This window comes from Burkholderia pyrrocinia, from assembly GCF_018417535.1.
GTDB lineage: Bacteria > Pseudomonadota > Gammaproteobacteria > Burkholderiales > Burkholderiaceae > Burkholderia > Burkholderia pyrrocinia_E.
On the sequence record NZ_CP070977.1, the window covers coordinates 588,923 to 603,776 of the forward strand.

General features: G+C 67.1%; 14 protein-coding genes. 10 read left to right on the forward strand and 4 right to left on the reverse strand.

Annotated features, from left to right (window positions below):
• The first annotated feature begins 321 nt into the window (after positions 1-321).
• From ppsA to JYG32_RS02720, 3 genes are all read left to right on the forward strand, one after another.
• Complete coding sequence (ppsA, locus tag JYG32_RS02710) at positions 322-2,721, forward strand: phosphoenolpyruvate synthase (protein WP_174382383.1); 2,400 nt, start codon at positions 322-324, stop codon at positions 2,719-2,721.
• Positions 2,722-2,924: 203 nt separating this feature from the next.
• Positions 2,925-3,359 carry an NfeD family protein gene (locus JYG32_RS02715; RefSeq protein WP_213264556.1) on the forward strand — a complete coding sequence of 145 codons (435 nt, stop codon included), beginning with the start codon at positions 2,925-2,927 and terminating at the stop codon, positions 3,357-3,359.
• 33 nt (positions 3,360-3,392) lie between these two features.
• Positions 3,393-4,328, forward strand: a complete 936-nt coding sequence (locus JYG32_RS02720) for an SPFH domain-containing protein (protein WP_174382381.1) — start codon at positions 3,393-3,395, stop codon at positions 4,326-4,328.
• Positions 4,329-4,577: 249 nt separating this feature from the next.
• Here the strand turns inward: JYG32_RS02720 and smpB are convergent, their stop codons facing one another.
• Positions 4,578-5,024, reverse strand: coding sequence for an SsrA-binding protein SmpB (smpB, locus tag JYG32_RS02725; RefSeq protein ID WP_047900992.1), 447 nt, complete (start codon positions 5,022-5,024; stop codon positions 4,578-4,580).
• A gap of 98 nt (positions 5,025-5,122) precedes the next feature.
• Between smpB and JYG32_RS02730 the strand changes: the two genes are divergently transcribed.
• Positions 5,123-5,560 (forward strand): type II toxin-antitoxin system RatA family toxin, encoded by a 438-nt coding sequence (locus JYG32_RS02730; protein ID WP_034181130.1) that lies wholly within the window; start codon positions 5,123-5,125, stop codon positions 5,558-5,560.
• Between the two features lie 4 nt (positions 5,561-5,564).
• Entirely contained in the window at positions 5,565-5,888 is a 324-nt protein-coding gene (locus tag JYG32_RS02735; RefSeq protein WP_213264557.1) for an RnfH family protein, read from the forward strand.
• A 54-nt stretch (positions 5,889-5,942) separates the two neighbouring features.
• Here JYG32_RS02735 and JYG32_RS02740 read toward each other — a convergent pair whose 3' ends face one another.
• The 3 genes from JYG32_RS02740 to JYG32_RS02750 all read right to left on the reverse strand — a co-directional run bounded on the left by JYG32_RS02740 (position 5,943) and on the right by JYG32_RS02750 (position 9,051).
• On the reverse strand, positions 5,943-6,926 hold the full coding sequence (locus JYG32_RS02740; RefSeq protein WP_213264558.1) for a DMT family transporter: 984 nt from the start codon (positions 6,924-6,926) through the stop codon (positions 5,943-5,945).
• Between the two features lie 186 nt (positions 6,927-7,112).
• Positions 7,113-7,799 (reverse strand): Vgb family protein, encoded by a 687-nt coding sequence (locus JYG32_RS02745; protein ID WP_213264559.1) that lies wholly within the window; start codon positions 7,797-7,799, stop codon positions 7,113-7,115.
• A 31-nt stretch (positions 7,800-7,830) separates the two neighbouring features.
• Positions 7,831-9,051 carry a helix-turn-helix domain-containing protein gene (locus JYG32_RS02750; protein WP_213264560.1) on the reverse strand — a complete coding sequence of 407 codons (1,221 nt, stop codon included), beginning with the start codon at positions 9,049-9,051 and terminating at the stop codon, positions 7,831-7,833.
• 114 nt (positions 9,052-9,165) lie between these two features.
• On the opposite strand from JYG32_RS02750, the gene JYG32_RS02755 reads away from it, so the two are divergent.
• The 5 genes from JYG32_RS02755 to guaA all read left to right on the forward strand — a co-directional run bounded on the left by JYG32_RS02755 (position 9,166) and on the right by guaA (position 14,827).
• Positions 9,166-9,930 (forward strand): DUF899 domain-containing protein, encoded by a 765-nt coding sequence (locus JYG32_RS02755; RefSeq protein ID WP_213264561.1) that lies wholly within the window; start codon positions 9,166-9,168, stop codon positions 9,928-9,930.
• 30 nt (positions 9,931-9,960) lie between these two features.
• Positions 9,961-10,767, forward strand: a complete 807-nt coding sequence (locus JYG32_RS02760) for a DUF2182 domain-containing protein (protein ID WP_213264562.1) — start codon at positions 9,961-9,963, stop codon at positions 10,765-10,767.
• A 278-nt stretch (positions 10,768-11,045) separates the two neighbouring features.
• On the forward strand, positions 11,046-12,506 hold the full coding sequence (gene guaB, locus JYG32_RS02765; RefSeq protein WP_213264563.1) for an IMP dehydrogenase: 1,461 nt from the start codon (positions 11,046-11,048) through the stop codon (positions 12,504-12,506).
• A 6-nt stretch (positions 12,507-12,512) separates the two neighbouring features.
• Positions 12,513-13,100 carry a hypothetical protein gene (locus tag JYG32_RS02770; RefSeq protein WP_213264564.1) on the forward strand — a complete coding sequence of 196 codons (588 nt, stop codon included), beginning with the start codon at positions 12,513-12,515 and terminating at the stop codon, positions 13,098-13,100.
• Between the two features lie 107 nt (positions 13,101-13,207).
• Positions 13,208-14,827, forward strand: coding sequence for a glutamine-hydrolyzing GMP synthase (guaA, locus tag JYG32_RS02775; RefSeq protein ID WP_174383908.1), 1,620 nt, complete (start codon positions 13,208-13,210; stop codon positions 14,825-14,827).
• Positions 14,828-14,854 lie beyond the last annotated feature (27 nt).

Sequence of the window (14,854 nt, forward strand, 5' to 3'; positions counted from 1 at the left end):
CAGACGCAGTGACAAGGTCGCGCCACATCCGGCAGCCGGCACGGTAGAATAGCGGCAACCTGTTGGATAAGCAATTGTGGGGGCAGGGTGCGAACGGCGCCCGTGGCTTGGCCGCTCGATTCAAAAATTCCCGGCAAGTTTGGCGATTTGTCTGCAAATATCGCCCTTCTGCCGGGATTTTTGCAAATCGGGTCGGAAGATTTGCCGCCGCTGCGATTGTTTATCTAACAGGTTGCGCAAGACGCGCCGCGCCTTTTTGCAAGCGCCCGCGTCCGAGCCCACTTGCGCAATCGAGCATTTTTTTCACACTTAGGGGCTTGTATGACTAACGCAGCAAACGTCGCAAAGGACCAGGCGTATGTAATTCCGTTCGAGCAGTTGAGGATGACCGATGTGGAGATCGTCGGCGGCAAGAATGCGTCGCTCGGCGAAATGATCAGCCAGCTTTCCGAAGCAGGCGTTCGCGTACCCACCGGTTTCGCCACGACCGCGCTTGCGTTCCGCGATTTCCTCACGCACAACGACCTTACCGATCGCATCGCCAAGCGTCTCGAGTCGCTCGACATCGACGACGTGAAGGCGCTCGCCGAAGCCGGTGCCGAAATCCGCAAGTGGATCGTCGACGCGCCGATGCAGGCGCGCCTCGAGCAGGAAATCCGCGCGCAGTTCGAAGTCCTGAAGAACGGCTCGCCGGGCGAGCTGTCGTTCGCCGTGCGTTCGTCCGCGACCGCGGAAGACCTGCCCGACGCATCGTTCGCCGGCCAGCAGGAGTCGTACCTGAACGTCGTCGGCATCGAGGACGTGCTCGACCGCATGAAGCACGTGTTCGCGTCGTTGTATAACGACCGCGCGATCTCGTACCGCGTGCACAAGGGCTTCACGCACGCCGAGGTCGCCCTGTCGGCCGGCGTGCAGCGCATGGTTCGCTCGGACGTCGGCGCCGCCGGCGTGATGTTCACGATCGACACCGAATCGGGCTTCAAGGACGCCGTGTTCATCACGTCGAGCTATGGCCTGGGCGAAACCGTCGTGCAGGGCGCGGTGAACCCGGACGAGTTCTATGTGTTCAAGACGACGCTCGCGCAGGACAAGTACCCGATCATCCGCCGCTCGATCGGCTCGAAGCTGATCAAGATGGAATTCACGCAGCCGGGCGAGCCGGGCCGCGTGAAGACGGTCGACGTGTCGCACGAGCAGCGCAACCGCTACTCGATCACCGACGAGGACGTGATCGAGCTGGCGAAGTACGCGGTCATCATCGAGAAGCACTACCAGCGTCCGATGGACATCGAGTGGGGCAAGGACGGCCGCGACGGCAAGATCTTCATCCTGCAGGCTCGCCCGGAAACGGTGAAGAGCCAGGCGACCGGCAAGGCCGAGCAGCGCTTCAAGCTGAAGGGCCAGTCGCAGGTTCTCGCGACGGGCCGCGCGATCGGCCAGAAGATCGGCGCGGGCCCCGTGCGCGTGATCCAGGATCCGTCGGAAATGGAACGCGTGCAGCCGGGCGACGTGCTGGTTGCCGACATGACCGACCCGAACTGGGAGCCGGTGATGAAGCGTGCAGCCGCGATCGTCACGAACCGTGGCGGCCGGACCTGCCACGCGGCGATCATCGCGCGTGAGCTCGGCGTGCCGGCGGTCGTCGGCTGCGGCGACGCAACCGACGTGCTGAAGGACGGCGCGCTCGTCACCGTGTCGTGCGCGGAAGGCGACGAAGGCAAGATCTACGACGGCCTGCTCGAGACGGAAGTCACGGAAGTGCAGCGCGGCGAACTGCCGGAAATCCCGGTCAAGATCATGATGAACGTCGGCAACCCGCAACTCGCGTTCGACTTCTCGCAACTGCCGAACGCCGGTGTGGGGCTCGCGCGTCTCGAGTTCATCATCAACAACAACATCGGCGTACATCCGAAGGCGATTCTCGAGTACCCGAACATCGACCAGGACCTGAAGAAGGCCGTCGAGAGCGTCGCGCGCGGTCACGCGTCGCCGCGTCAGTTCTACGTCGACAAGCTGACGGAAGGTGTCGCGACGATCGCCGCTGCGTTCTATCCGAAGCCCGTGATCGTGCGTCTGTCCGACTTCAAGTCGAACGAGTACAAGAAGCTGATCGGCGGTTCGCGCTACGAGCCGGACGAGGAAAACCCGATGCTGGGCTTCCGCGGCGCGTCGCGCTACATCGCCGAAGACTTCGCGCCGGCGTTCGAGATGGAGTGCCGAGCACTGAAGCGCGTGCGCGACGAGATGGGCCTGACCAACGTCGAGATCATGGTGCCGTTCGTGCGTACCGTGAAGCAGGCGGAGCGTGTTGTCGGCCTGCTCGAGAAGTTCGGCCTGAAGCGCGGCGAAAACGGCCTGCGCCTCGTGATGATGTGCGAAGTCCCGACCAATGCGATCCTCGCCGAAGAGTTCCTGGAGCACTTCGACGGTTTCTCGATCGGCTCGAACGACCTCACGCAGCTCACGCTCGGCCTCGACCGCGACTCGGGCATGGAACTGCTGGCAGTCGACTTCGACGAACGCGACCCGGCCGTCAAGTTCCTGCTGAAGCGCGCGATCGATACCTGCCTCAGGATGGGCAAGTACGTCGGCATCTGCGGCCAGGGCCCGTCCGATCATCCGGACTTCGCGCAATGGCTGACCGACGAAGGCATCGTGTCGATCTCGCTGAACCCGGACACGATCATCGAAACGTGGCAGGCGCTGGCCAACCGGAAGTAACGGCCGGTAACGTCCCTTCGGCGAAAGGGCGGCACCGCCGTGCTTTCGTTGAAGGCAAAATGCAAGGTTCATGCTATAAACACCCCGGTAGGCGCCGGGGTGTTTTTGTTTGTCGGGACGCGCCGGGCCGCCCCAAGCGTGCCGACCGCCCCCTCGGGGGGCAGTGAACGAAGTGAGCGTGGGGGCGTTTTCTGGAGACCACAATGATGTCGGGGCATCTGTTCTGGTGGGGCGCAGTGGGCGTGCTGGTCGTGGCCGAGTTGCTGACGGGCACGTTCTATCTGCTGATGATCGCGCTCGGCTTTATCGCGGGCGGGTTGCTGCAGCTGGCCGGGTTCGCGCCGCACGTGCAGTTCGGCGCGGCGGCCGTGGTCGCGATCGTCGCGATGATCGCGCTGCGCCGTTCGGGGCTCGGCCGCAAGCAGAAGCGCGACACGTCGACGAATCCCGACGTCAATCTCGATATCGGCGCGACCGTCACGGTCGATGCGTGGCGTGACGGCCGCGCGCGCGTGCAGTATCGCGGCGCCGACTGGGACGTCGAACTCGCGAACGGCGAACGCGACGATGCGCACGTGTATCAGGTGAGCGCCGTGCGCGGCAACTGTCTCGTGGTCGTCGCGAAACCCGCGGGCTGATCGTCCACTGATATAACAAGGAGGGAACGCTTCATGGATTCGCTGATCATCTGGGTTGTCCTGCTCGTCATCGCGATCGTGATCGTGTCGAAGACGGTGAAGATCGTGCCGCAGCAGCATGCGTGGGTGCTCGAGCGCTTCGGTCGCTATCACGCGACGCTGTCGCCCGGTCTCAATATCGTGCTGCCGTTCGTCGATCGCATTGCGTATCGCCACGTGCTGAAGGAAATTCCGCTCGACGTGCCGAGCCAGATCTGCATCACGCGCGACAACACGCAGCTTCAGGTCGACGGCGTGCTGTATTTCCAGGTGATGGACCCGATGAAGGCGTCGTACGGGTCGAGCAACTTCGTGCTCGCGATCACGCAGCTGTCGCAGACGATGCTGCGCTCGGTGATCGGCAAGCTGGAGCTCGACAAGACTTTCGAGGAGCGCGACTTCATCAACCACAGCATCGTGTCGGCGCTTGACGAGGCCGCTGCGAACTGGGGCGTGAAGGTGCTGCGCTACGAGATCAAGGACCTGACGCCGCCGAAGGAAATCCTGCACGCGATGCAGGCGCAGATCACCGCGGAGCGCGAAAAGCGCGCGCTGATCGCCGCATCCGAGGGCCGCAAGCAGGAACAGATCAACCTCGCGTCGGGTGCGCGCGAAGCGGCGATCCAGAAGTCCGAAGGCGAGCGGCAGGCCGCGATCAACCAGGCGCAGGGCGAGGCCGCCGCGATCCTTGCCGTGGCCGAGGCGAACGCGCAGGCGATCCAGAAGATCGCGAACGCGATGCAGTCGCAGGGCGGGATGGACGCGGTGAACCTGAAGGTCGCCGAGCAGTATGTCGGCGCGTTCGCGAATCTCGCGAAGCAGGGCAACACGCTGATCGTGCCGTCGAACCTGTCGGATCTCGGCTCCGCGATCGCGTCGGCGCTGACGATCGTCAAAAGCGCGTCGCCGGCCGCGGGCGGGAAGGGCTGAGCCGGAATTGCCCGATGCGCAGGCGGTTGCCGCGCGGTCGGCATGCGGCGAATCGTCGCGCAGCCGGGCCGGTTCGGGTGAAGCTTGAGGGGTACCGCCGGCGCGTATCTTCAGCCGAAACAAGCAGCGTTGTGTGTGGAATCCTGCCGGCAGGCTCCGCCCGTCGATTGGTATCGACGATTCATGCAGTTCAAAACGACACGGCCCGCTTCGAGCGGGCCGTGTCGTTTGCGATGCGCGTCGCGCGCGTCAGGTGCCGGCGCGCATGATGCGTGCCTTCTCGCGTTCCCAGTCGCGCTTCTTCTCGGTTTCGCGCTTGTCGTGCAGCTTCTTCCCCTTTGCAAGCGCAATGTCGCACTTCACGCGGCCGCCCTTGTAGTGGAAGTTCAGCGGCACGAGCGTGTAGCCGCGCTGCTCGACCTTGCCGATCAGTTTCTTGATTTCCTCACGGTGTAGCAGCAGCTTGCGCGTGCGAACCGGGTCGGGGTTGATGTGCGTCGAGGCTTCGGGCAGCGGGCTGATATGGGTACCGATCAGGAAGATCTCGGCGTTCTTCACCACGACGTAGCCTTCCTTGATCTGGCCGCGCCCGGCGCGCAGCGCCTTGACTTCCCAGCCCTCCAGCACGAGCCCCGCCTCGTAGCGCTCCTCGATGTGATAATCGAAGTGCGCTTTCCTGTTGTCGATGATGCTCATGAAAGGATCGGGCCAACTCGTTTAAAATCACGATTTTAGCAAAGCGGGGCGAGAATCGCCCGGCTTGCGTTCCTACCTTCAGCGATGCCGCGCGATTTATGGCAGATGTCCAGAAAACCGTATTGATCCGTCATTCGGCGGAACAGATGTTCGACCTCGTCACCGACGTGGCCGACTACCCCAATTTCCTGCCCTGGTGCGGCGGCGTCGAGATTCGCCGTCAGGACGACAGCGGGATGGAAGCGCGCATCGATATCAACTTCAAGGGCATCAAGCAGCATTTCGCGACGCGCAACACGCAGCAGCGCCCGACGCGGATCGACATGGAGTTCACGGACGGCCCGTTCAAGAAGTTCACTGGCTCGTGGCGCTTCACCGCGCTGCGCGCCGATGCGTGCAAGATCGAATTCGCGCTGCACTACGAGTTCTCGAGCATCCTGCTCGAGAAGATCATCGGGCCGGTGTTCAGCCACATTGCGAACACGTTTGTCGATTCGTTCGTGAAGCGCGCGGACCAGCGCTACGGGAAGGGGTGACGCGATGCTGTCGATCGAAGTCTGCTATGCGCTGCCGGACCGCCAGACGCTGATTCCGGTGTCGCTGCCCGAAGGGGCGACCGTTCGCTCGGCGATCGACGCGAGCGGCGTGCTCGCGCTGCACCCGGAGATCGACCTCGCGCAAGCGAAGACGGGCGTGCACGGCAAGCTCGCACCGCTCAATGCGCCGCTCGTCGACCACGACCGCGTCGAGATCTACCGCCCGCTGATCGTCGATCCGAAGCTGGCGCGCCAGCGGCGCGTCGACAAGTCCCGCCGCGCCGGCTCCATCGAGGGCCGCAAGTGGATGCACAAGGACGCGCGCTGACGCGCGCGGTTCCGCTCCTTCCATCCCCATTCGTCTGATCAAACGCCGCGGCGCTCAGTGGGCCGCGACGTTCGCGTTGGCCGACGCGCTGCCCGGCGTATTGCCGCCGGCGGGCGTGTCGCCGTGCTGTCGCACGGAGCCGTACACGCCTGCGAGCAGCAACACCAGCGCGGCGATCTCGAGCGCGTGCGGCATGCGCTGATCGTAGACGAACGCATAAAGCATCGCGAACACGGTTTCGAACACGATCAACTGGCCCGACAGCGTGAGCGGCAACCGCTTCGACGCGGCATTCCACAGTCCGTTGCCGAGCCACGACGCGCCGATTGCGAGCACGAGATTCAGCAGCCAGAACAACTCCCAGCGCGACGCGGGGACGGCCGCCTGCACCGTGCCGGCCGGCACCGCGAGGATTGCGATCCAGCAGAGTCCGCCGATCAGGCCGGTCACGACGCCCCACAGCACCGACCATTCGTTGCCGCCGAAATGATGATGGCGCTGCAGATAGCGTGCGTTCGCGACTGCGTACCAGGTCCAGCTCGCGAGCGCACCGGCCGCGCAAGCAATGCCCGCGAGCTTCTGGCCGAGCGTCGTCGCGTGCGCGGCCTCGGACGTGAACAGGTCGACGTTGATGCAGACGATACCCGCGATCACCAGCGCGAGCGGGACGGCAAGCCGCCGCAGCGGCACGGCGCCGTGGTCGCCGAGGCCCGCGAGCGTGACGGTGACGGGCAATACGCCGACGATCAGCGAACTGGGCGCGATGCCGATCAGGTGCACGGCGCCGGACAGCAGCATGTAGTACGCGACGTTGCCGACGACGGCGAGCTTCACGAGCGCGACGAGATCTTCGCGGGTCAGCCGCGCGAGCAGCGAGCGGGCGGCCGGCAGTGCGGCCGCGAGCGACACGAGGCCGTACATCGCGTAGCGGCCGGCGCTCAGCAGCAGCGGCGAGAAGTCGGTCAGCAGCCGCGGAACGAGAAACACCATGCCCCACAGGGCACCTGCCAGGACACCATAGACCACACCGCGCTGCATCGACCGCTCCGAACACATGACTGACGAGCGCGCATCTTAGCGACGCCGGCTCGGCGGCGTCTTGTTTATTCCTGCACTCGGGGCATGGCGGGGCGCCGACGTGCCGCGCGACGAAGCGGCCGCGATCCGTTCCTGATTATCGAGGGTTCGCGGCCGCGGCATGGTGCGGATCGGCCGCCGGTCGAATCAGCCGTCGGCAGGATCGGGCGTCGCACCGGCGCCGTCGCCCGACGCCCGCGTTCGCGCCGGGCGCCGCACGGCGCGCAGCTTGCCGCTGTTGCCGCCGCCGCAGTAGAAGCGGTCGTGGCCGTCGGATTCGAGCCCCGACACGCCGACGCCGGTCGGCATGTCGACCTGCTCGAGCACTTGTCCCGTAAGCGGATCGATGTGCCGCAACTCGCTCTGGTCGGCTTCCCAGGTGCCGTGCCACAGCTCGCCGTCGACCCACGTCACGCCGGTGACGAAGCGGTTCGATTCGATCGTGCGCAGCACGGCGCCCGATTCCGGGTCGATCTGATGAATCTTGCGTTCGCGGTACTGGCCGACCCACAGCGTGCCTTCGGCCCACGCGAGCCCCGAGTCGGCGCCGCCGCCGGGTGCGGGGATCGTCGCGAGCACGCGGCCCGATTCCGGATCGATCTTCTCGATGCGGTCCTCGACGATCTGGAACAGGTGGCGGCCGTCGAACGCCGTGCCCGCATGCGCGGCGATGTCGAGCGAGCGGACGGTCGTGCCGCGTTCCGGATCGAGCGCATTCAGCTTGTCGCCGGACGCGTACCACACGTGCTGCCCGTCGAACGTGACGCCGTGCACGCCGTCGACGCCCGGAAACGGGCCGTACTCGCGAATGATCTCTGCATTTGAGCGTTTCATGTTCGTCACCTCGTCGTTCGGTGAGGCCATCCTAATCTCCCGGCAGCGCGGCAGGGAGTAACAAGGTCGTCGCGAATCCGGGCAGCGGCGGCGTCGTCCAGCGCCGCGCGCGGCCGCGGCCGAACGCCTGCACCTTGTCCGCTTCGGCGAGCGCGTCGAGCGCGCGCTGCACGGTGCGCTGGCTTGCACCGAGTGCGAGCGCCAGTGCGGAGCTCGACCACGCTTCGCCGTCGGCGAGGAGCGCGAGCACGGCCGCGTGGCGATCGTCGACCGGGCGCGCGAGTACGACGGTCTCGCGCACGCCGAGCGGTTCGAGCGCGAAGCCGCGCTGTGTCGCGGTGACGTTCGCGAGCGGCCGCAACACCGCACGCAGCCGGCCGATCTCGACGCGCAGGCGTGCGCGATGCGATTCGTCCGCATGTTTCGCGCGGAACGCGGCAGCCACGAGCGCGTTTCTCGACACGTCGGCCGGCCATGCCTCGCCAAGCGCACGGGCGAGCACGAACAACACTGGGCGGCGCGCGAGCGACACGGACGTGCGCGCATCGCGCACCGTGTGGCGGCACGCATCGACGACGAGCGCATTCGACGCGAACAGCGTCTCGACTTCGTCGAGCTGCACGAGCCGTGACGTGCCGCGCGCGATGAGTCGCGCGGCCGGCGCATCGAGCACGCGCGCTGCGGTGTCGACCTCGGCCGTCAGCGCGGCGATGCCGGCGTCGCGGGCGGCCGCCCGCGCACGGGCGAGCGCCGCACGGGCCGCGTGCGTGCGGATGCGGCGCATCGCGATGCCGGCCGCGATCAGCTCATGGGCGGCGCGTGACGCGGCCGGCAGCGGCGCGGGATCGAGATGCGCGAGCAGCCGTTCGGCGTCGTCGATGCGACCGATCAGCAGCAGCCGGCGCACGCCGAGATAGCGCGCATGCGCGGCGTTCGTGCGGTCGCCGTGTGCGTCGAGCGTCGCGCACGCGGCATCGAGCGCGCGCGTCGGCCAGCGGAGGTCGCGCGACGCGAGCGCGATCTCGGCTTCCGCGACGACGCAGCGTGCCCGCGCCACGGCCTCCTTCGCGCCGAAAGCGCGTGCGGCACCGCGCACGAGTGCCCGTGCGCGTTCGAAATCGCCGAGCTGTGCCATCGCGATGCCGCGCAGCGCGAGCGCTGGGGCGTCGTCGCGCAGTGCGACGCGGTTCAGCGCGCCGAGCGCGTCACCGGCCGCGAGCGCACGCGCGGCCGCGGTAATCAGCGAATCCATCCGAATCCCGACACACTTGTCACTCCCTCCGGCCCGATGCCGAGCACTAATCTAGCACCACGCACACGGCACCGTACGCCGTGCCCGGATACCCATCGGAAGGAGGAGCCCGCAATGACGACCCATCTCACCGGAACGCGCGACGAATGGCTGGCCGAGCGCAGGGCGCTGCTCGAGGCGGAAAAGGCGCTGACGCGGCAAAGCGACGAACTCGCGCGGCGGCGCCAGGCACTGCCGTGGGTGCGCGTCGACAAGACCTACCGGTTCGACACGGAAGACGGGCAGGCGACGCTCGACGACCTGTTTCGCGGCCGTTCGCAACTGCTCGTCTATCACTTCATGTTCGGTCCCGACTACAAGGCCGGCTGCCCGTCGTGCTCGGCGCTCGCGGACGGCTTCGACGGTTTTGCCGTGCACCTGGCGAACCACGACGTGACGCTCGCGGCCGTGTCGCGCGCGCCGCTTGCAAAGCTGCTCGCGTACCGGCAGCGGATGGGGTGGACCTTCCCGTGGGCGTCGTCGGTCGGCAGCGATTTCAACTTCGACTTCAACGTGTCGTTCACCGAAACGCAGCAGCGCGCGGGCGACGTCGAATACAACTACGCGCGGGCGGGACACGCGATGGACATGGATCCGCCGCCGGCGCCCGTCGTGCAGTTCGCGGCGACGTGCGGCACCGACGCGGTCACGTATTCGCTCGACCGGCCGGGGATGAGCGCGTTCGTGCGCGAGGACGGCGCCGTCTATCACACGTACTCGACCTATGCGCGCGGGCTCGACGGGTTGTGGGGGATGTACCAGTGGCTCGATCGTGCGCCGCGCGGGCGCAACGAGGCGGGCCCGTGGTGGCGCCGCCACGACGAGTACGCGCGCGGTTGAGCGCGGGCCGGCGACGGGCGGGAGCGTGCGATGACACGGCCGGCAACCGGCGATACGGGCCGCGATCGGCGGGCATTCGGCGCGGCGCTCGTTGCCGTGTTCGCCGCCGCCGCGATGGCGACACTGGCGCAGCACGCGTCGATGGACGCGATGGGCGGCGAACCGATGCCCGGCGGCTGGACGCTCTCGTCGGCGTGGCTGCGGCCATGCGGATGGGGCGCCGGTCGCGCGTTCGCGGCGTTCGCCGGCATGTGGGGCGCGATGACGGTGACGATGATGCTGCCCGTACTGGCACCGCCCCTCTGGCGATACCGGCAGCGCGTCGGCCCGCTGACCGCGGCGCGCTCGACCTGGCTGCTCGTCGTCGCGGGCGCCGGGTACTTCGCGGTATGGATGGCATTTGGCGCGATGGCGTTTCCGCTCGGCGGCGCGCTGACGGCCGCCGCGGCACGGCTGCCGGCGCTCGCCCGCGCGATGCCGTTCGCGGCCGGCGCGGTCGTGTCGGCCGCGGGCGTGCTGCAGTTCTCGGCGTGGAAGCTGCGCCGGCTGGCGTGCTGCAGGCACGCGGCGGCGGACGCGCACCGGTCGCGTGCGGATGCCGGCGCGGCATGGCGCCACGGCGTGCAAGCCGCGATGCGCTGCGGCGCCTGTTGCGGGAACCTGATGGCGGTCGCGCTGGCGGCCGGCATGATGGATCTGCGCGTGATGGCTGCCGTCACGGTCGCGATCGCCGCCGAGCGCCTCGCGCCGGCCGGCGAGCGTGTTGTGCGGATCGTCGGCGGCGTCGCGATCGGGGGCGGCATCGCGATGATCGCGCGCACGGCCGGGCTGGTGTAAGACCGGGGAGGCGAGCCGATTCGGCATGTTGCCGGGCCGCGGGCGACCGCGGCCGCCGCTGTCGTGCAGCCCGGCCGCGGCCGGCGCAGTTGCCGCAGCGCAGCCCGTTGCGCGAATGGCCCGATGCAGCGGTGAAACGAAAGGCGATCGAAAACGAACCGAACGGCGATCCGAACGATTCGGCCCCCGAACGCATGAAAACGGCTAAGCCGTTGTTCGTGTTGTGAAAATTCGCAGCGCTTCGCGTATAATTCGCTTTTGCGCCCATAGGATTTGCCATGCGTCTGATCCAAAAAGCACTCACTTTCGATGACGTGCTCCTCGTTCCCGCCTTCTCTGACGTTCTCCCGCGCGACACCAGCCTCAAGACCAAGCTGACCCGCAACATCTCCCTGAACATGCCGCTCGTGTCCGCCGCCATGGACACGGTCACCGAAGGCCGTCTCGCGATCGCGATGGCGCAGCAGGGTGGCGTCGGTATCGTCCACAAGAACCTCACGCCGGCCGAACAGGCCCGCGAGGTCGCGAAGGTCAAGCGTTTCGAGTCGGGCGTCGTCCGCGATCCGATCACGGTGCCGCCGCAAATGAAGGTGCGCGACGTGATCGCGCTGTCGCGCCAGCATGGCATCTCGGGTTTCCCGGTCGTCGAAGGCCCGCAGCTCGTCGGCATCGTCACGAACCGCGACCTGCGTTTCGAAACGCGCCTCGACGAGCCGGTCAAGTCGATCATGACGCCGCGCGAGCGCCTCGTCACGGTCAAGGAAGGCACGCCGCTCGCCGAAGCGAAGGCGCTGATGCACAGCCACCGCCTCGAGCGCGTGCTGGTCGTCAACGATGCATTCGAACTGCGCGGCCTGATGACCGTCAAGGACATCACGAAGCAGACCGAGCACCCGGACGCGTGCAAGGACGAACACGGCAAGCTGCGCGCAGGCGCGGCGGTCGGCGTCGGTCCCGACAACGAAGAGCGCGTCGAGCTGCTGGTGCAGGCCGGCGTCGACGTGATCGTCGTCGATACCGCGCACGGCCACAGCAAGGGCGTGCTCGAGCGCGTCCGCTGGGTCAAGCAGAACTTCCCGCACGTCGAAGTGATCGGCGGCAACATCGCGACGGCCGCCGCCGCGAAGGCGCTCGTCGAATACGGCGCGGACGCGGTCAAGGTCGGTATCGGCCCCGGCTCGATCTGCACGACGCGGATCGTCGCGGGTGTCGGCGTGCCGCAGATCAGCGCGATCGCGAACGTCTCGGAAGCGCTGAAGGGCACCGGCGTGCCGTGCATCGCCGACGGCGGCGTGCGCTTCTCGGGCGACGTGTCGAAGGCCCTCGCAGCCGGCGCGAATGCGGTGATGATGGGCAGCATGTTCGCGGGCACCGAAGAATCGCCGGGCGACGTGTTCCTGTACCAGGGCCGCCAGTACAAGTCGTACCGCGGCATGGGTTCGGTCGGCGCGATGAAGGACGGCGCGGCAGACCGCTACTTCCAGGACAACTCGGCGAACATCGACAAGCTCGTGCCGGAAGGCATCGAAGGCCGTGTCGCGTACAAGGGCTCGGTCAACGCGATCCTGTTCCAGCTGGTCGGCGGCGTGCGCGCCAGCATGGGCTATTGCGGCTGCCGGACGATCGACGAGCTGCACGACAAGGCCGAATTCGTCCAGATCACCGCAGCGGGCATGCGCGAGTCGCACGTGCACGACGTGCAGATCACGAAGGAAGCGCCGAACTACCACGTGGACTGAGCGCCGATGAAACCGCTGCTGCGAGCCGTGCTGATCATCGATGCCGTGCTGCTGCTGGCGTTCGGCGTGCTGTTCGTGCTGACGCCCTGGCAGTCGCTCTTCAATGCGCTGCAGCTTGCGAACGTCCAGCCGGCGATGCTCGGCCAGGCGTTCGGCATCGCGTTGCTCGGGCTCGCGTGGCTCGCGTTTCATGCGGCGTTCAACGGCGATCTCACCGCGCCCGTCGCGCGGTCGGTCGGCCACGTGTACTGGCTGACCGGCGTACTGACGATCGTCTGGTCGATCGGCACCGGCAGCGGTCCCGCGCTCGCGGCCGCCGGCAGGGTGCTGTCGGCCGTGGCCGGGGTCGCGCTGATCGTGCTCGGCCTCGGCGGCGTGCGGCTCGCATCGGCCGTGCGCCGGCGCGAGAAAGCGCAGGCGCTCGACGCGCGCGCACCGGCACAGCCGGCGATGGCGCCGGCGTCTTCGCCCGCACCGCAGCGTGTCGAACCCGTCGTCAGCCGCCCCGCGGCGCCCACGGCGCCGTCGTCGGCCGCATCCAGCCAATCGTCAGGCGGCGTCGCACTCGACGAGCGCCCGCCGATGCAGGATTGACCGGCCATGCGTCGCGCGTGCCGCCTGCCGCCCGACGCCGCTGTCCATGCTATTGACGCAGCGCATGACGCGCTGCTTTTCTTATTCTCTTCATCCCGTCCGCAGCCATGCACGACAAAATCCTGATTCTCGACTTCGGTTCGCAAGTCACCCAACTGATCGCACGGCGTGTGCGTGAAGCGCACGTCTACTGCGAAATCCATCCGAACGATGTGTCCGACGAGTTCGTCCGCGAGTTCGCACCGAAGGCGGTGATCCTGTCGGGCAGCCATGCGAGCACGTACGAAGACCATCAACTGCGCGCGCCGCAGGCCGTATGGGATCTCGGCGTGCCGGTGCTCGGCATCTGCTACGGCATGCAGACGATGGCCGTGCAGCTCGGCGGCAAGGTCGAGTGGAGCGACCATCGCGAATTCGGCTATGCGGAAATGCGCGCGCACGGCCATACGCGCCTGCTCGACGGCATCGAGGATTTCACGACGGCCGAAGGCCACGGGATGCTGAAGGTCTGGATGAGCCACGGCGACAAGGTTGCCGAGCTGCCGCCGGGCTTCGCGCTGATGGCGTCGACGCCGAGCTGCCCGATCGCCGGCATGGCCGACGAGGCGCGCGGCTACTACGCGGTGCAGTTCCACCCGGAAGTCACGCACACGGTGAAGGGCCGCCAGATCATCGAGCGTTTCGTGCTGCAGATCGCCGGCGCGAAGCCCGACTGGATCATGCGTAACCACATCGAGGAAGCCGTCGCGAAGATTCGCGAGCAGGTGGGCGACGAGGAAGTGATTCTTGGCCTGTCGGGCGGCGTCGATTCGAGCGTCGCGGCCGCGCTGATCCATCGCGCAATCGGCGATCAGCTCACCTGCGTGTTCGTCGACCACGGCCTGCTGCGCCTGAACGAAGGCAAGATGGTGCTCGACATGTTCGAGGGCCGTCTGCACGCGAAGGTCGTGCACGTCGACGCAGCCGACCAGTTCCTCGGCCACCTGACCGGCGTGACCGATCCGGAAGCGAAGCGCAAGATCATCGGTCGCGAATTCGTCGAGGTGTTCCAGGCCGAGGCGAAGAAGCTGTCGAAGGCGAAGTGGCTCGCGCAGGGCACGATCTATCCGGATGTGGTCGAATCGGGCGGCACGAAGACGAAGAAGGCGACGACGATCAAGAGCCATCACAACGTCGGCGGCCTGCCGGAAACGCTCGGCCTGAAGCTGCTCGAGCCGCTGCGCGACCTGTTCAAGGACGAAGTGCGCGAGCTGGGCGTCGCGCTCGGCCTGCCGGCGGAGATGGTGTACCGTCATCCGTTCCCGGGCCCGGGCCTCGGCGTGCGGATTCTCGGCGAAGTGAAGCGCGAATACGCGGACCTGCTGCGCCGCGCGGACGCGATCTTCATCGAGGAGCTGCGCAACACGACCGCGACCGCGCAGGATGCGGCGGCCGGCCTGTGCGGCGAAGCCGATGTCGGCAAGAGCTGGTACGACCTGACGAGCCAGGCGTTCGCGGTGTTCCTGCCGGTGAAGTCGGTCGGCGTGATGGGCGATGGCCGTACGTACGACTACGTGACGTCGCTGCGCGCGGTGCAGACCACCGACTTCATGACCGCACACTGGGCGCACCTGCCGTACGCGCTGCTCGGCCGCGCGTCGAACCGGATCATCAACGAGGTGCGCGGGATCAACCGTGTGGTGTACGACATCTCGGGGAAGCCGCCGGCGACGATCGAGTGGGAGTAATTGGACGTCCGGCACGGACCGGTACGA